The organism is Prolixibacter sp. DSM 2831, assembly GCF_056493735.1.
Genome location: NZ_CM151379.1, coordinates 4,952,645 through 4,968,771, shown reverse-complemented (window position 1 = coordinate 4,968,771; position 16,127 = coordinate 4,952,645). Strand labels below are relative to the sequence as shown.

General features: G+C 45.7%; 16 protein-coding genes. 6 read left to right on the top strand and 10 right to left on the bottom strand.

Annotation, left to right across the window (positions count from 1 at the left end; genetic code table 11):
* Positions 1-57: 57 nt before the first annotated feature.
* Together AC060N_RS20545 and AC060N_RS20540 are read right to left on the bottom strand one after the other, a co-directional pair.
* A complete protein-coding gene (locus AC060N_RS20545) occupies positions 58-798 on the bottom strand; it encodes an inorganic diphosphatase (RefSeq protein ID WP_479525345.1) in 741 nt (246 codons plus the stop codon).
* 10 nt (positions 799-808) lie between these two features.
* Positions 809-1,006 (bottom strand): YwbE family protein, encoded by a 198-nt coding sequence (locus AC060N_RS20540; protein WP_479525344.1) that lies wholly within the window; start codon positions 1,004-1,006, stop codon positions 809-811.
* Between the two features lie 155 nt (positions 1,007-1,161).
* Between AC060N_RS20540 and AC060N_RS20535 the strand changes: the two genes are divergently transcribed.
* Positions 1,162-1,929 carry a type III pantothenate kinase gene (locus tag AC060N_RS20535; protein WP_479525343.1) on the top strand — a complete coding sequence of 256 codons (768 nt, stop codon included), beginning with the start codon at positions 1,162-1,164 and terminating at the stop codon, positions 1,927-1,929.
* A gap of 31 nt (positions 1,930-1,960) precedes the next feature.
* Here the strand turns inward: AC060N_RS20535 and AC060N_RS20530 are convergent, their stop codons facing one another.
* Positions 1,961-4,192, bottom strand: a complete 2,232-nt coding sequence (locus AC060N_RS20530; protein WP_479525342.1) for a tetratricopeptide repeat protein — start codon at positions 4,190-4,192, stop codon at positions 1,961-1,963.
* A 396-nt stretch (positions 4,193-4,588) separates the two neighbouring features.
* Between AC060N_RS20530 and AC060N_RS20525 the strand changes: the two genes are divergently transcribed.
* From AC060N_RS20525 to AC060N_RS20515, 3 genes are all read left to right on the top strand, one after another.
* The gene (locus tag AC060N_RS20525; protein ID WP_479525341.1) at positions 4,589-5,380 is read left to right on the top strand and encodes a CPBP family intramembrane glutamic endopeptidase; all 792 of its coding nucleotides are present in this window, start codon (positions 4,589-4,591) and stop codon (positions 5,378-5,380) included.
* Positions 5,381-5,443: 63 nt separating this feature from the next.
* Complete coding sequence (locus tag AC060N_RS20520; RefSeq protein WP_479525340.1) at positions 5,444-6,175, top strand: head GIN domain-containing protein; 732 nt, start codon at positions 5,444-5,446, stop codon at positions 6,173-6,175.
* An 86-nt stretch (positions 6,176-6,261) separates the two neighbouring features.
* Entirely contained in the window at positions 6,262-7,071 is an 810-nt protein-coding gene (locus AC060N_RS20515; protein ID WP_479525339.1) for an SDR family NAD(P)-dependent oxidoreductase, read from the top strand.
* A 145-nt stretch (positions 7,072-7,216) separates the two neighbouring features.
* Here the strand turns inward: AC060N_RS20515 and AC060N_RS20510 are convergent, their stop codons facing one another.
* Positions 7,217-7,975, bottom strand: coding sequence for a sulfite exporter TauE/SafE family protein (locus tag AC060N_RS20510; protein WP_479525338.1), 759 nt, complete (start codon positions 7,973-7,975; stop codon positions 7,217-7,219).
* A gap of 112 nt (positions 7,976-8,087) precedes the next feature.
* Here AC060N_RS20510 and AC060N_RS20505 point away from each other — a divergent pair, with 112 nt between their 5' ends.
* Positions 8,088-8,969, top strand: coding sequence for a metallophosphoesterase (locus AC060N_RS20505; protein WP_479525337.1), 882 nt, complete (start codon positions 8,088-8,090; stop codon positions 8,967-8,969).
* 116 nt (positions 8,970-9,085) lie between these two features.
* On the opposite strand, the gene AC060N_RS20500 is transcribed toward AC060N_RS20505, so the two are convergent.
* Positions 9,086-9,466, bottom strand: coding sequence for a YkvA family protein (locus tag AC060N_RS20500; RefSeq protein ID WP_479525336.1), 381 nt, complete (start codon positions 9,464-9,466; stop codon positions 9,086-9,088).
* A 40-nt stretch (positions 9,467-9,506) separates the two neighbouring features.
* A complete protein-coding gene (gene dusB, locus AC060N_RS20495; RefSeq protein WP_479525335.1) occupies positions 9,507-10,520 on the bottom strand; it encodes a tRNA dihydrouridine synthase DusB in 1,014 nt (337 codons plus the stop codon).
* 179 nt (positions 10,521-10,699) lie between these two features.
* On the opposite strand from dusB, the gene AC060N_RS20490 reads away from it, so the two are divergent.
* The gene (locus tag AC060N_RS20490; RefSeq protein WP_479525334.1) at positions 10,700-11,665 is read left to right on the top strand and encodes a lysostaphin resistance A-like protein; all 966 of its coding nucleotides are present in this window, start codon (positions 10,700-10,702) and stop codon (positions 11,663-11,665) included.
* Here the strand turns inward: AC060N_RS20490 and AC060N_RS20485 are convergent.
* The 4 genes from AC060N_RS20485 to AC060N_RS20470 all read right to left on the bottom strand — a co-directional run bounded on the left by AC060N_RS20485 (position 11,662) and on the right by AC060N_RS20470 (position 16,054).
* Entirely contained in the window at positions 11,662-12,393 is a 732-nt protein-coding gene (locus AC060N_RS20485; protein ID WP_479525333.1) for a hypothetical protein, read from the bottom strand. The two genes, AC060N_RS20490 and AC060N_RS20485, sit on opposite strands and share 4 nt — an antisense overlap.
* 181 nt (positions 12,394-12,574) lie before the next feature.
* Positions 12,575-13,336, bottom strand: coding sequence for a succinate dehydrogenase/fumarate reductase iron-sulfur subunit (locus AC060N_RS20480; RefSeq protein WP_106540942.1), 762 nt, complete (start codon positions 13,334-13,336; stop codon positions 12,575-12,577).
* Positions 13,337-13,402: 66 nt separating this feature from the next.
* Positions 13,403-15,343, bottom strand: coding sequence for a fumarate reductase/succinate dehydrogenase flavoprotein subunit (locus tag AC060N_RS20475; protein ID WP_479525332.1), 1,941 nt, complete (start codon positions 15,341-15,343; stop codon positions 13,403-13,405).
* Positions 15,344-15,367: 24 nt separating this feature from the next.
* A complete protein-coding gene (locus tag AC060N_RS20470; protein ID WP_463229572.1) occupies positions 15,368-16,054 on the bottom strand; it encodes a succinate dehydrogenase cytochrome b subunit in 687 nt (228 codons plus the stop codon).
* Between the last annotated feature and the right edge of the window lie 73 nt (positions 16,055-16,127).

The following is a 16,127-nucleotide window of genomic DNA, read 5'->3' as shown; positions in this document are numbered from 1 at the left end:
TTAAAATATTTCAAATTTTAAATTCCGTCTTAGCAAAACATCCCCCAAATAATCAGATTACTGGCTAATTATTTGAAGGCCATGAAGTAATTTTTTCCAGTTTTTCGCCAACTCTATTCCGTCATCAAAAAGCAGGTCACAACCGTTATCTGTCAAAATTTCGTCATCCAGAATGCCTGTATTAATAGCCACTGTGAACAATCCTGCAGCTTTCGCTGACTGAATTCCCAGCGGTGCATTTTCGATAACTATCGCCTGCTGCTTTTCCAGATGAGACTTTTCCAGGGCCATTAGGTAAGGTTCAGGGTGCGGTTTACCATGTTTGACGTCTTTTCCGGTTACGACATGCGTCGGATCAATTAAACCGGGGAAATCGACCTTCAGGTTGTCGATGAAACGCATATGCGACGAACCGGTGACAATCCAGATTTCCAGCCCGGCATTTTTCACCTGCTCCAGCATATTTTTCATTCCGTCAACGGGAAGTGCACGCGACATGGTGTGCAGTATTTCAGTCTTTCGCCGGTAAATCTTCTGAATTTCATCATCGGTTGCCGTGCGGTTTTGCGCTTCTTTTACTGCTGTTAAAACCGTTGAAGCACCGGTTCTTCCCTCGTTCAGGTAAGCCAGCTCTTCGTGAAAATGAATACCGGCTTCAGTAAAAGCTTTGGTCCACGAGGCGGCATGATGTCCCATCGAATCGTACAACACGCCGTCCATGTCGAAGAAAACAGCCTTTAAATCAAAACGATTCAGTTGTTCCTGTTGAAGATATTTTTCTATTGCTTCGTTAAACATTTTGTCTCATTTAATTCGGCAAAATCTCCTGTACACGACCCACATCACCCGAAGTTAACCGCACCTTAATGCCGTGCGGATGCGTGGGCGAATTGGTCAGGATGTCTTTTACAATTCCTTCGGTGCGTTTGCCGGTTCGCTGATCTTTCTTCAGCACAATAGATACATGCAATCCGGGCTTTATATTCGAACGTTTTTTACCATCCATAGCTTTTCTATTCTTTTTGCAAAGAAAGTGTATTCGGTTTACCGGAAGATGAAGCCAGCGTTATTTCCTGTACAATCGCGTATTATATGGCACGAAAAGTTTCAAAAAACGGTGAGATGGTGTAGTTTCGTCAAGAACATTTAAAAACGAAAGAAATGCTGCTGGCAATCGATATTGGTAACTCGAACATCGTTTTCGGTATTCACGATAGTGAAAAATGGGTGCATGAATGGCGAATCCTGACGGTGCCGGATAAAACTGCTGACGAATATGAAGTGATTTTCCGGTCGTTGCTGACCAATACGGTCGATTACGTGGAGAAAGTCGACCGCATTGTGGTAAGTAGCGTGGTTCCCCAGCTTTTGCGTGCCTTTACCGAAATGCTGGATTCGTTGTTTACAGTCAAGCCATTGATTGTCGGACCGGAAATTTATCCCATGCTTCCGCTGAAAGTGCTCAATCCCTACGAAATCGGGACCGATTTGATTGCGAACTCGATGGCTGCCTACAAACGGTTTGGTTCGCTGTGTACAGTAGTCGATTTTGGAACTGCTTTGACGTTGACGACGATTTCGGATGATGGAGAAATCCTGGGGGTTTCCATTGCGCCGGGATTGAAAACAGCAATCAAATCGTTGACCGGAAATACGGCTCAGTTGCCTCCTGTGCATTTAACTCCGCCGCCTTCAGTGTTGGGAGAAAATACCGTTCACGCTTTGCAGTCGGGTGTTGTGTTGGGCTATTCAGGTTTAGTTGATCACCTGATTGATCTGCTCCGGAACGAGTTGGGAAATTCACCGGAAGTAATTGCCACCGGCGGTTTGGCGAACGTGTTGGCACCCATTTCGAGATACATTCGGGTTGTCGATCAGCAGCTTACACTCGAAGGTTTGCGCCTGATTAGCGATTGTGTAACGGTATAAGAAAGCCGGCTTTAACGGCCGGCAAAGTATTTTACGATTCAAGTGAATAGCGCAATTGGTCGAGCATAATCGGAACGTCTTCCTGATCTACACCCTGCCGAAGTAGATGTTCCAAATCTTCCTCAAAGGCATCCATGAATTCAGCTTCTGAGTTTTCTTTGTCCCGAATGCTTTTTCGGTACCATTCCAATGCTTCTTTCCGGTTCCCGAGACACCACTGTACGTGGCCCATGTTCATCAGGTCGTATTTGTTGGGCGAACCTCCGGTTAACTTTCGGTAGTAATTTTCCGATTGTTCCAGTTTTCCAACCAGCAACGATGACCAGGCAATCGGGCGCCAAACGTTTTTGTTTCCGGGCGATAAGTACTCTACCTTGAAATAATACTTTAATGCATCCTCGTACTTTTTTAGCTCCATGTAGCAATGGCCGACAGAGATGTGTGTGCTCAGATTATCGGGTTCCAGGATTTCGGCCTGTTTGTAATATTCCAGCGCTTTTTCCGGCTCTTTCAGGTTACGGTAGCAAAGTGCAATCTTTTTATGATTCCAGATTTTATTGACATCGAATAGATCAGCTTTCAGATAATACTTAAGCGCGTCCTCGTAATTGCCGGTTTTCTGGTAACAAAAAGCCACTTTTTGGAGAAGCTCGCCATCTTCGTTTTCCTGCAAAAGCATGAGGTAAATTTCCGACGCTTCTTCAAAGTAGTTTTTGGCAAAATAGAATTCGGCCATGTTCCGGAGGATTCCCAAATCTTCCTGTAAAAGAGGACGGAACGTGCTTTTATTGTGAAAATCTAACCGCCAGGCGAACACATCTTCAAAATCGGTGTGATTCGGATGCAACTTAAAGAAACGGTACAAATCCTGGATGTATTGATTGGAAGCTACTTCGGCGGCTTTGTTGGGCGAAATGGCCAACTCATCCTGTTGCAATTCCTCCATCTGGTCCATTTCCGCCTTGAGCGAACCGGACATCATCTCCTTGTATTCATTCGGAATATTCTGCAAACTCAGGCAGAACGAGTATTTATCGGAGTTACAAAGCATGGGCGATTTCACGATGGCTTCCATGAAGGTGTTGGTCGCTTCGTCGCTTTTGTCCCCGGTCACGCTGCTGATTTCGGGATGTTGCGGGAAAAACGGCATGAACCAGTTTACAAATTCACTGAAAAACGGGAAATTCTTCAGCATCGAAAAAGAACTCATAAATACATCGGCGCCTTCCATCTGCAGCTCCGACAACTCTTCCAGCTTGTCCATCAAGCCGGGCGATTCACTGAAAATGTCCTGCCAGTCGGGGTTTTTGTCGTCCATCATGCCTTCGCCCATCAGGTTGTCCATGTTCAGTTTGTTCCGGAGGTTCGGACTCAATCGCATCATTTCCGGAAGAATTTCGTCCTGTAAACGGCGTTGTAACTCCTCGGTTTCTTTGCTCCGGATAAACTGTAGAATCACTTTTTCGAACAAACGCTTGAACTCCGGGTCTTCGTTCAGAATAGCCAGCCGGCCGGTAATCTGGGTAAAGAAGGGAAGACGCAAATCATACTGGTACAAGGTAAGCATCAGGCCAACCAACGCTCGCTGACGCACCAACTCATCGGTGGTATCGTAAGCTTCAAACAGCAAATTGAATTTATGTTCGTCGAAATAACGGGACAGACTGAAAGTGAGTGCTGTAACCAACAAAGCCTTTTCGTGAACCGGAATGCTTTCGCCGGAAAGGAAGCTACGGGCAAAGTTCATTTCGTCGTCATTTAGTAAATCCCGGAACCAGAGATGGTAGAATATGTAATTCAGCTTTTCCAGGTGAGCGCGCGCTGCCTCCTCTTTTCCCGGTTGCGCCGAAATCGATTCATCAATCAACGACTGCAACTCGTTGTGCACGTGAAACTCTTCAATTTCCTGAAGTGTTTCCGAAAGATTTTCGACGTACAGTCCCGAAAAGCCTCTTTTCTTCTGGTAAGAAAACAGGTTGGAAAAACGCATTCTCAGGTTTTCGGTCACCTTGTCTGCCAACTCGAAAGTCGAGACCAGCAAATGGCGGTACACTTTCTGTCTTTCGGGATCGTTAATGCCTTCGACCGTGTACTGCAACATGTATTTGTAGGTCTGCTCAAGATCGTGGTATTCATCGCGGAAATCGCCGGAGCCGGTTTCAGTAATTAGCTGTTCCAGCAGATCGAATGCGGGTTTCAGCTTCCGCGAAGCCAGTAATTGACAAATCTCGTTGAACTTTTGCGTTATCTCCTGATCATTCATAATGTATTCTTCCTATGTGAGCGTTGTTGACAGAAATAGTCTTTCCGGTTATTCATCGATCAAAAGCCGAACCAATCAATCTTTGTAGAGAACCAATGAACGTTGGAATGCTTGTCGTCAATTCTTTTCTGTGGAATAAAATACAGTAAATTAAACAATTACCGCATCCGGATTGAGCGCGGACAAAATGCCCCGTTCTATGACAATTTGTCCTGAATATCGGTTGGAGCTCAACATGGAGCTATCGACTAAAATTTACATGCCGTGTAACCAAGATAGAGGTTTAAGCGTCATATCACAATAATGTGATGGGTAAATCAAATCGTAAAGAAGTTGTTGACAACCTGGTCACTGAAAACAACAGGTGATTTCGCCTAATTAGAAATCAATTGAAGTATGAGTAGACAGGAAAGACAAGAGATTATTGTATTCTCCATAACGGCGATAATCCTGAGTTCGTTAATTTGTTTTGTTGCTTACAAAACAGGCAATCCCAATCTATCCATATTATCTGTTTTCACTCCTTCCGTTCTTGCTCTTGTTTATACTGCCATCAATAAAGGGAGGAATGGAGTTGGTGAATTATTTATAAAACAGACGGTTAGGAAAACGAAATTCAAATGGCTGCTTATTTCTCTGCTTGGAATTCCCCTTTTGGCCTCGTTGGCTGTGCTTACATCACTGAATTTTGAGCTTTCGAAGTTTAGTTTGAGAACTTCTCAGCTGATGCCCCAAGTGGTTGTCATCATATTAATCGCATTGGGGGAGGAATATGGCTGGAGAGGATTCTTACTACCACGATTGATGAATCGATTCAGTTTATTCTCTTCAGCAATAATACTCGGGTTCGTATGGGGTTTCTGGCATTTCCCTGCATATCTGATTGGAACAGGAGTCCCTTTACAGATGAACTTCCTGGTTTTTTTGTTGTGGGTTGTTTTGGGCTCCCTTTTTATCGGTTGGATTTATTATTACACAAGAAGTGTATTGACATCTATACTGGCGCATATCAGCGCGAACCTCGCTTTCAATTACCTGATGCTTTTGCCTGAGTTTACCGGCAGCATGAAGCCCTTTTGGTTTTTCATACTCTATTTATCAATCGTGATGCTTGTCGTCCTGTATGTCGGGAGAAAAGATTTAATAAAAAGCTCTGAACGAAAATTGGATGCAACCTTCGCTAAATGAAGTCGTCTTTCTAATATGAATATTTTTTTGTTCAAGAATAAACCATACCAAATCTTATAAAGCATGAAAAACAAAGTTCTCTTTTCCGTTTTTACGCTTTCGCTGATGTTCATTTCCCTCTCACTTTCTGCTCAATCCTGGTGGAACTTTGGGGGAGTGAAGGGAAATGGAAATGTCGTGAAAGTCGATCGTCACCTGACCGGATTCGATGAAATTTCCGTTAGCAGCGGTCTCGATTTGTATATCTCACAGGGAGATAATGAGTCCGTGGTCGTTGAGGCTGATGAAAATTTACAGGATATCATCATGACCAAAGTCGATGGTAGCCGGTTGAAGTTATATGTCGATAAATCCATCCGGAATGCAAAGGCGATGAAGGTTCACGTAACCGTGAAAGACCTGAAGGAGCTGAAAGCTTCTGCCGGTTCCGATGTTAGGACCCAAACCGGCTTGACGGTTAGTTCGCTGGAGATTGGCGTTTCCAGTGGTTCGGATGTGAAGATGGAGGTCTATGCTGATCAACTGTCCGGGGGAACCAGTAGCGGCAGTGATTTAACGTTACGTGGCAAGGCAAAGAATTTCCATGCCGATTCTTCCAGTGGCTCCGACATTAACGCCTATGACCTGGCTGCTGAGGATTGCACCGCAGAAGCTTCCAGTGGCTCTGATATCCGTTTGACCGTGAACGGAAATTTTGAAGCACACGCGAGCAGTGGTGCTGATATTTATTACAAAGGCACACCTACATCTATCAACACGCACAGTTCCAGTGGTGGTGATGTAAATAAGAGATAAGAAAGTGTAAAGCTATTGAAGGCCGGTTTCTGAAGAAGCCGGCCTTTTTTGTTTCTTTACATTTTGTTTATCAAGAATTCATTACCATGAATCCCAAACATATTGTCATTACCGGCTCTACACGCGGAATTGGTCTGGGAATGGCCCGGGCTTTTCTTTCCATGGGGCACTTTGTTTCTATTTCCGGAAGGGACAGGGAATCGGTGAATGCGGTTGCCCGAAAATTGCAAGAGGAATTTGGCTCCGAAAAAGTGGCCGGTTTTGTAGTCGACGTGACGATGCCCCGTAGTCTCGATCAGCTTTGGCTGAAGGCCTCGCTCTGGCAGCCGGTTGATATCTGGATCAACAATGCAGGCATGGGGCAGTCGGATGAGTTGTTTCATCATATCCATCCGGAAGAAATCAACGGTGTGATTCAAACCAACCTGATGGGCGTGATGAACGGAACCCGCGTTGCTTATTTGCACATGAAACAACAGGGCCACGGAGCGATCTATAACATGGAAGGTTTTGGCAGCGGCGGAAGGATGATGCCCGGGATGACATTGTACGGAACGACCAAACGGGCTCTTCGGTATTTTACGCGCAGTTTTGCTAAGGAAATGGAAGGGGATAGTGTCTTGATAGGAACATTGAGTCCGGGAATGGTGGTCACCGATTTGCTGCTCGATTCAGCAAAAAAGAATCCGGAAGCCCATCAACAAAGCATCCGTATATTCAATATTCTGGCAGATAGGGTAGAAACAGTGGCTCCTTTTCTTGCCGGGGAAATTCTAAAAAATCAGAAAAACGATGCGAGAATTGCCTGGCTGACTAGTTGGAAGATTGTATTCCGGTTTTTCCTCTCTATTTTCCACAAAAGAACCGTAGTTTTGGCTGATGATTTAAATAGTTAAATTATTATTTTAAAATATATTAGTTTGTTTTATTTTAACTGTTAATGTAGGTAGTGAAATCCGATTCCTTTTCGGGAAATCTTATCCGAGTAATTATCTTATTTAAGACTTCAATTGTATGCATTTAAAGTGTTGAAGAGTAGCATTATGTAAAAATTAACAGTGCGGAAGCTATCGTGATGATGATAACGAACCAACGATAGGTCGATTCCGGTATTTTTTTCACGACTGTAATCCCAAGGAAGGCGCCGGCTGCTATGGCCGGAAGAATAAGTATATCGACCAGAAGGGTTGACCAATGAATTGTTTTCCAAACAAAGACATGCAGTGGGAACTTCGACAGATTGACAATGAAAAAGAACCATGCCGTGGTACCGATAAATACTTTCTTCGGAAGGTGCAAGGCCAACAGGTAAACGGCAAATATGGGTCCGGCCACGTTGCCAATCATGGTGGCAAAACCTCCGGCCAATCCCATCAAAGCAGCGAACCAGGGAGAATCGGGGACAGACTCTTTTTTCGCTACGCGATCACGCCAAAGCATGATTCCTACCGAAACAAAAATGGTAATCGCAATCAGACGCTTGAACTGCAGGTCATTCACTTTCTCACCAACCCACAAGGCAATTAGCACGCCCGCTAATGCCCACGGCAAAGCCCGAAGCAAGTGTTTCCAGTTGGCATGTCGGTGGTAATAACTTACGGCAAATACATCGGCCATGATGAGAATGGGTAGCAACACACCGGTCGACTGCTTTCCTCCGAAAATAGATGCGAGGATTGGAACGACCACCATGGAAACTCCGGGAACGCCCGTTTTCGACATACCAATCAGCATTCCGCTTAAAGCAATTAAAATCCAATGAACCGGAGTAAGGTGAAAGGAATCAAGCAAGCTAAACATAAATGGGATTTAAATTCAGCTCAAAATTAAGATTAATTCGGGGGTTTTGTAATTTTAGAACGTTATCATAGAGTTTATTCAGATGAATCGTACCATTAATCGCCGACGTTTTATGGCAACCACATTATCAGTCCTGGCCGGAATTTCATTTCCTTCTTTTGCCTTTGGCAGAAGAAAGAGGAGAACGCTTCGTTTCGGTATTCTGACCGACATTCATTATGCCAATCGCGCGCCTAACCTGGAAAGCAACCGCTACTATCGTCAGTCGTTGCAGAAGGTGCGGGAATGCGTTGAGGTGATGAACCGGGAGAAAGTGGATTTTCTGATTGAGATTGGCGACCTGAAGGACCAGGGCGATCCACCTGACGAAAGTGAAACGCTTTCTTATCTGGCAGCCGTTGAGTCGGAGTTGCAGGATTTCGACGGACCGGTTTTTCATGTGCTCGGAAACCATGACATGGACAGTCTTTCCAAAATCCAGTTTCTCGACCATATCACCAATCATGGACAGTACGATTCGCTGAATTACTACTCGTTTTCCGATCACGGTTATCATTTCGTTGTGCTGGACGCGAACTACTCACCGGATGGTTCGGATTACGACCGCGGAGATTTTGATTGGACAAAAGCTTTTGTTCCACACCAGCAACTGGAGTGGTTGAAAACCGATCTGGCTTTAACCGGTAAGCCGGTTATCGTTTTTATTCACCACCAGCTCGATTCGGCGAAGGTTCCGGATGATAGACATTGTCCGGTAAATGCTGCCGAGGTGCGACAGATTTTAGAAGATTCGGGAAAGGTGAGAGCGGTTTTCCAGGGACATTATCATGCTGGAAGTTTCTCTCAAATCAACGGCATTTTTTACTATACCCTGAAAGCGGTAGTAGATGGTAACGGACCGGAGAATAACAATTACGCGATTGTTGAGTTAAACGACGAGGAACCTATCAAAATCAGGGGATTTCGTAAGACAAAAGACCAAATATTTGAATAATTGGGAATAATATTATTTTCAATTAGACTGAGAAGACTCTATTTAATCTATTCATAGATATGATTTTAATTAAATAGCTAAAAATAAATATTTTGTAGTATTTAGATTAGTGGATGTTAGAAGCTGGTTTCAATCGCCTTCAACTCTTTTTCTGAATAATTTTTAAACCATTCCTTTAACTTTTCGCGTGCCAACTCCCGGTGTTTATCTTTGATGTTCTCTTTCAGCAACGAAAGAGCCAGAAAAAGGACGCTAACGTCGTCGGTGAAGCCAATCAGCGGGACAAAATCAGGGATCGCATCGGCCGGAAAAATAAAATAGCCTAACGCGCCGGCCAGGTAAAGTTTGTTTTTCAGCGAAACGTCCGGGTCATTCAGCATGTAATACAGCAGTAAAGCCGGGTAGACGACTTTTACACCCGCTTTTCCTCCATATATTTTCAGCTTTTCCCGAAAGGAGGACGGAGAATAATATTTCGTAAAGTCATGCAGTCGCATGAAACGAATATAGGTAAATCATCGGGAATGCCAAACAATTCTATTTCAGACTCATGTTGGTGTAATCGACACGGGTATCCCGGTATTTGTCGACAATTCGGTCGAGGATTTCCAGCACCTGGGCATGCTCTTCCGCCCGAAGGAGCGCAATCCGCAACTCGCGGAAATCGGGGACACCCGGAAAATAGCGGGCAAAATGCCGACGCATCTCCCAAATGGCTTGCTTCTCGTACTCTTTCCACGAAAGTGATTGTTCCATTTGTTCTCTGATGACCTCAACAATTTCGGGAACAGTAGGAGGTGGTAACATTTCGCCGGTTTGGAAATAGTGCTTGATTTCGCGGAAAATCCAGGGGCGGCCGATGGCTCCGCGACCAATCATCATCCCGTCAACACCTGAAATGTCCCGTGCTTCTTTCGCTTTTTCCGGACCATTGATATCGCCATTCCCGATAAGGGGAATTTTAAGCCGCGGGTTGCTTTTCACTTTTCCAATCATTTCCCAGTCGGCCTCGCCAGTGTACAGCTGCTGGCGGGTACGTCCGTGAAGAGCGAGCATCTGAATGCCCACGTCCTGCAATCGTTCAGAGACTTCCACTATGGGTTTGTCGTTGTCGTCCCAGCCCACGCGGGTTTTGGCCGTTACCGGAAGATTGACCGCTTTCACGATTTGGCTGGCCATCTCGATCATTTTGGGAATATCGCGCAGCAAACCGGAGCCAGCGCCTTTGCCGGCAATTTTTTTCATCGGGCAACCGAAGTTGATATCGATGTAGTTGGGCTGGAAGGTTTCGGCTACTTTGGCGGCTTCCACCATCGAATCGATATTGGCGCCGTAAATCTGGATGGCAATGGGGCGGTCGAACTCAAAAAGCGTCATTTTCCGCTTGGTTTTATTCACATCGCGGATGAGCGCTTCGGAAGAGATGAATTCGGTTGACATGACGTCCGCTCCGTATTTCTTACAGATGTACCGGAACGACTTGTAAGTCACGTCTTCCATCGGTGATAAAAACAATGGCATTTTGCCCAGTTCGAGTTCCCCAATCTTCACAATACCAGTTTTTTAAAATTTGCGTGCAAATATAAAAATTATTTAGTCGCCGAAAATCCGGAACAATAATGGCCGAAATTCAGTTTCATTAACTTGAATTCAGCGTGAGCTTTGCTTTCGAATGTTAACTTTGCCATGAATTCATTGAATGTTGATAATCATTTCTTAAACAGATACAAGTGAGATTCCGAATACTACGCACCTCAGGTCCGTTCACGCAGTTGATGTTTGCCACACTGGTGGTTTTGATATTGGCCGTCGTGGCTTTGTTCGTTGGCTTTTTGCTGGCTATGCCGATATTTCACTTGAGTATCGGCGACATGGGCGCCGCCATGACCAATTTTTCGTCGCCGCAAGGAGTTGTCTTGATGAAATACTTCCAGACGGTTCAGGCCATCGGAATTTTCGTCATCCCGCCGTTCATTATCGCCTGGGTGTTGAGCGAACGTCCGATTAGCTATTTGCATCTCGATAAAATCACGACACTCAAAAGCATCATCCTGGTAATGGTGTTGGTGTATTTTGCCAACCCGATGATTAACTGGATGGCTGAATTCAATTCGGGATTACAGCTTCCTGACTGGCTTTCCGGTGTTCAGGACTGGATGAAAGCTTCGGAAGATCAGGCTGACCAGATTACCAAAGCCTTTCTGCACGTCGATGGTTTGGGAGGCATGTTTTTCAATCTTTTCATGATCGGATTATTGCCGGCCATCGGAGAGGAGCTGCTTTTCAGAGGTATTGTGCAACGGATTCTGAAGGACTGGACGAAAAATGCGCATGCAGCGATCTGGCTCAGTGCGGCGCTGTTCAGTGCTTTGCACATGCAGTTTTTCGGATTTTTGCCAAGAATGATGCTGGGAGCACTGTTCGGCTATCTGCTCGAATGGAGTGGTTCTCTCTGGATTCCGATGATTGGGCACTTCGTAAACAATGGTTCTGCTGTGATTATTTCCTATTTGATAGAAAAGGGAGTGGTCAGCTCCAGTGTGGAGAAAGTCGGAACATCGGACGGGCAGGGAACGTACCTCGCCATCCTCAGTCTGATTTTCGTGATGGTACTGCTGAGATCGTTCTACGTGCAGGTGCGTGGTGCAGGAGAATTATGGACTACTACTAAAGAGCCGAACCCACCGGTTGATTAAAACGAAAGGTTCGTCTGCATTCTGCCTGCTTCGATTTTCTTTTTCTCGCTGGGGCGGAAGAAGTAGACGATACCGTATTCCTGTGCTTTTTGCCGTTTTTCTTCGTCTGAAAAGTGGCCATAGTGCAGTTCTACCTCATTCCAGATATTCAGAATTAATTCGTCGGCCTCTTTGCGCATTTCGGCTACTTTTTCCGACCAGCGCGCTGTGTTGCTCTGAAGTGTCTTCTGAAAATGGTAGGCATCGGCAAATTGGTCGTATTTCACTTTTACAACGGCAATACTTGGATTGTAAATCGGACTTCCGCCGTGCATACTACGCTGCTGCTCTCCGTCGATAATTTTCTTTCCCCACTCAAGTAAATCCGATTCGAGGACTAATGAGGGCAGTTTATGGGTTTGGGTATCCATCCCATAGAATTCTCTCACTTCGGGCTTTATTTCGCCTCTAAGGATACAAAAATTGAGTACCTGAATAAAGTGTGAGACGTAGAGGCGGGCTTTCTTCACCACCTCGTTGTATTTACGGCTATTGGCCGATTGTTGCCGTTTGGCTTGTTTAAGCTGTAGGATAGCACTTTCGAAGCCCGGAAAAAAGGCTCGTGCTTTGGTTAACGTGGCTGTCGAAAAAGCCAGGTCATCAATCGACTTCTGGAGGGCGATGTCGGTTGCAGCCTTTAAAGCCCGCAGGCGGGCCTGGTCAGTGTTGGGTAATCTGCGATAAGGCATGAGCAAGCTATTGTTTTGATTGAATTATTGTGGGACGAGAGCGAAGTTATAAAAAATGATATGGAAATCAATATTCGCCAAAGAGTTTAACAATAACTTTAGAAACCGGAAGGTGTGAACATGAAAAAAGGCTCCCCGAAACAGAGAGCCTTTCATCTATTGCTTGCTTGAAAGCTGATTATTAATCAGAGAATTTCGCTTTCAAATATTCCCGGTTCAAACGGGCGATATGTGAAATAGAAATATTTTTCGGACAGGCCAGTTCGCAGGCACCGGTATTGGTACAACCTCCGAATCCGAGCTCATCCATTTTCGCTACCATCGCTTTTGCACGACGTTTGGCCTCTACTTTTCCTTGCGGAAGCTTGGCAAACTGAGAAACTTTGGCCGCTACAAACAGCATAGCCGAAGAGTTTTTACAGGTAGCTACACAGGCACCACAACCGATACAGGCAGCTGCGTCCATTGCTTCTTCAGCATCGACCTGCGAAATAGGGATCGTATTTCCATCGGGTACACCACCGGTATTAACCGATACATAACCACCAGCTTGTTGGATTTTATCAAAAGCCGTACGGTCAACAATCAGATCCTTAATAACCGGGAAAGCACCTGCGCGCCAAGGTTCAACCGTAATGGTTTCGCCATCTTCGAACCGACGCATGTGCAGCTGGCACGTGGTAATTTCGCTGTCTGGTCCGTGCGCATGACCGTTGATATACATGGAACACATACCGCAGATACCTTCGCGGCAGTCGTGGTCGAAAGCAATCGGGTCTTTGCCTTCGCGAATAAGCTGGTCGTTCAGGATGTCGATCATTTCGAGGAACGAACTACCCTGTGAAACATTTTCCACCTCGTAAGTTTCAAACCGACCTTTCTCGGAGGGATTGTTTTGCCTCCAAACCTTGACGTATATTTTCTTTAAGATTTTATCAGCCATTTTCTTAATTGTTTAGATTTAAGTAATTGTACCCGGATTTCTTTTTCCGGATACGGTACTTAACTCTTATTTATAACTTCTCTGGGTGAGTTTCACGTTCTCGAATACCAGCTCTTCGCGGTGCATCACAGGTTCTTTGTCTTCGCCCTGGAATTCCCAGGCAGAAGCATAACAACCAATTTCGTCGTTACGTTTGGCTTCACCGTCTTCGGTAACTGATTCTTCACGGAAGTGGCCACCGCACGATTCGTTGCGGTTCAGCGCGTCGCGGGCCATCAGGTCACCAATGTCGAGGAAGTCAGCCAAACGGCCGGCTTTTTCAAGCTCCGGATTGATGTTATTCATTTCACCGGGAACGCGTACATTGCTCCAAAACTCTTTCTTCAGTTCGGCAATCTCTTCGATGGCTTTTTTCAGGCCCTCTTCGTTACGCGACATACCCACATATTCCCACATGATGTGACCCAGTTTTTTGTGGAAGTAATCCACCGGCTGATCTCCTTTGATGTTGTAGAGTTTTTCCAACCGTCCGGTTACATTCTTTTCAGCCTCATCAAATTCGGGTGTATTGGTGTCAATCTTTGGTACCATGATTTCGCCAGCCAGGTAATCACCAATGGTGTAAGGCAGGATGAAATAACCGTCGGCCAGACCCTGCATCAATGCAGAAGCTCCGAGGCGGTTGGCACCGTGATCAGAGAAGTTAGCTTCGCCAATGGCATACAATCCGGGAATCGAAGTCATCAGGTTGTAATCAACCCATGTACCACCCATAGCATAGTGGATAGCCGGATAAATCTGCATCGGGTGCGTGTACGGATCAACATCGGTAATCTTTTCGTACATCTGGAAAAGGTTACCATAGCGTTTTTCAATCGTATCGCGACCCAGACGCTCAATGGCGTATTTGAAATCGAGGAATACCGCTTTACCTTCAGCATTTACACCGAAACCTGCATCGCAGCGCTCTTTGGCGGCACGTGATGCAACGTCGCGGGGAACGAGGTTACCGTATGACGGATAACGACGTTCGAGGTAAAAGTCACGGTCCTCATCTTTGATATCGACAGCACTGATTTCGCCTTTGCGAAGACGTTCAGCATCTTCTTTTTTCTTCGGCACCCAAACCCGTCCGTCGTTACGCAGCGATTCGGACATCAACGTCAGTTTCGACTGTTGTGAACCGTGAACGGGAATACAGGTTGGGTGAATCTGTACATAACAAGGATTGGAGAAGTAAGCGCCCTTTTTGTAGGCCTGCCATGCGGCAGAACCGTTAGAACCCATCGCGTTGGTCGACAGGAAGAATACGTTTCCGTAACCTCCGGTTGCCATTACCACAGCGTGCGCACCAAAACGTTTGATTTCGCCGTTTGTCAGGTCGCGGACAATAATTCCGCGGGCTTTTCCGTCGACAAGTACAACGTCGAGCATTTCGTGACGGGCGTACATTTCTACGCTGCCGGCATCAATCTGGCGGTTGAGGGCAGAGTAAGCACCCAGCAATAACTGCTGTCCGGTCTGTCCGCGAGCGTAAAATGTACGGCTGACCAGTACACCACCGAATGAGCGGTTGGCCAGCGTTCCTCCGTATTCACGGGCAAACGGAACACCTTGTGCAACACACTGGTCAATAATGTTGGGAGAAACTTCGGCCAAACGATAAGTGTTCGCTTCGCGGGCACGATAGTCACCTCCTTTAATTGTATCGTAAAACAGACGATAAACCGAGTCATTATCGTTCTGGTAGTTTTTTGCAGCGTTAATACCGCCCTGTGCGGCAATGGAGTGGGCGCGGCGCGGACTATCCTGGTAACAGAATGCTTTCACATTGTATCCCAGTTCGCCCAGCGATGCGGCAGCCGAAGCTCCGGCCAGTCCGGTTCCCACAACGATGATATCAAGTTTTCGTTTATTGGCAGGACTTACTACGCGGATAGCAGCTTTATGACGAGACCACTTTTCGGCCAACGGGCCTTCAGGTATTTTGGAATCTATGTTGCTCATGTCTTAAATGTCTTTAAGGTTCAATTAAAACTTAATGAGGAAATACAGCGGGATGTAAGCAAATCCGGCACCGATGAGGAAAGCCACCAGGTGAGCCAGAAACTTCAGACGAATCATCCATTTGCTGTTATTCAGGCCAATGGTTTGGAAAGCGCTCCAGAAACCGTGAGAAATGTGGAGTCCGACCAGAATACCTCCCAGGATGTAAATGATGTCGTAAACCGGATAATGAATAAATAGGTTGGCTACGAGTGCGTATGAGTTATGAACGCCGTCTTCCAGTCCCGGTCCCGGTTGATTCAGCAGCGGGTCGCCGGTGAAACGCATCTTTACGTAAAAATTGAAAAGGTGGATGATCAGGAAGATAAGAACCATGCCTCCCAGAATAAACATGTTCTTTGCCGGTGCATACCATTTCAATAAGTTGTCGCCGGCCTGATATCCCTTCGGTCTCGCCTTCATGTTTTCGAGGGTAATCCATCCCGACCAAATAATGTGGATAATGAAACCAAGTGCCAGGATCGGTTCCATTATTTTAATAATTGGATTTGTAGCCATGAAATGCGCGGCCTCATTGAACAAAACTCCCGAGTCGTCAAACGTCAGGAGCAGGTTCAGTGTAAGGTGAACAAACAGGAAAACAATCAGAAAAAGTCCTGTTAAGCTCATAAAAAACTTCCGCCCAATCGAGGCTTTCATGAAACTGCTCATAAGTCCTTGTTTTAAGTAAATTATTCCATGTATGATTTGTGTTGCAAAAAAATCATCACAAATGTAGACGATG

Bases quoted from the DNA above. Each gene is read 5' to 3' on its own strand.
- AC060N_RS20545 (WP_479525345.1), bottom strand. From the start codon at position 798: ATGTTTAACGAAGCAATAGAAAAATATCTTCAACAGGAACAACTGAAT.
- AC060N_RS20540 (WP_479525344.1), bottom strand. From the start codon at position 1,006: ATGGATGGTAAAAAACGTTCGAATATAAAGCCCGGATTGCATGTATCT.
- AC060N_RS20535 (WP_479525343.1), top strand. From the start codon at position 1,162: ATGCTGCTGGCAATCGATATTGGTAACTCGAACATCGTTTTCGGTATT.
- AC060N_RS20530 (WP_479525342.1), bottom strand. From the start codon at position 4,192: ATGAATGATCAGGAGATAACGCAAAAGTTCAACGAGATTTGTCAATTA.
- AC060N_RS20525 (WP_479525341.1), top strand. From the start codon at position 4,589: ATGAGTAGACAGGAAAGACAAGAGATTATTGTATTCTCCATAACGGCG.
- AC060N_RS20520 (WP_479525340.1), top strand. From the start codon at position 5,444: ATGAAAAACAAAGTTCTCTTTTCCGTTTTTACGCTTTCGCTGATGTTC.
- AC060N_RS20515 (WP_479525339.1), top strand. From the start codon at position 6,262: ATGAATCCCAAACATATTGTCATTACCGGCTCTACACGCGGAATTGGT.
- AC060N_RS20510 (WP_479525338.1), bottom strand. From the start codon at position 7,975: ATGTTTAGCTTGCTTGATTCCTTTCACCTTACTCCGGTTCATTGGATT.
- AC060N_RS20505 (WP_479525337.1), top strand. From the start codon at position 8,088: ATGGCAACCACATTATCAGTCCTGGCCGGAATTTCATTTCCTTCTTTT.
- AC060N_RS20500 (WP_479525336.1), bottom strand. From the start codon at position 9,466: ATGCGACTGCATGACTTTACGAAATATTATTCTCCGTCCTCCTTTCGG.
- AC060N_RS20485 (WP_479525333.1), bottom strand. From the start codon at position 12,393: ATGCCTTATCGCAGATTACCCAACACTGACCAGGCCCGCCTGCGGGCT.
- AC060N_RS20480 (WP_106540942.1), bottom strand. From the start codon at position 13,336: ATGGCTGATAAAATCTTAAAGAAAATATACGTCAAGGTTTGGAGGCAA.
- AC060N_RS20475 (WP_479525332.1), bottom strand. From the start codon at position 15,343: ATGAGCAACATAGATTCCAAAATACCTGAAGGCCCGTTGGCCGAAAAG.
- AC060N_RS20470 (WP_463229572.1), bottom strand. From the start codon at position 16,054: ATGAGCAGTTTCATGAAAGCCTCGATTGGGCGGAAGTTTTTTATGAGC.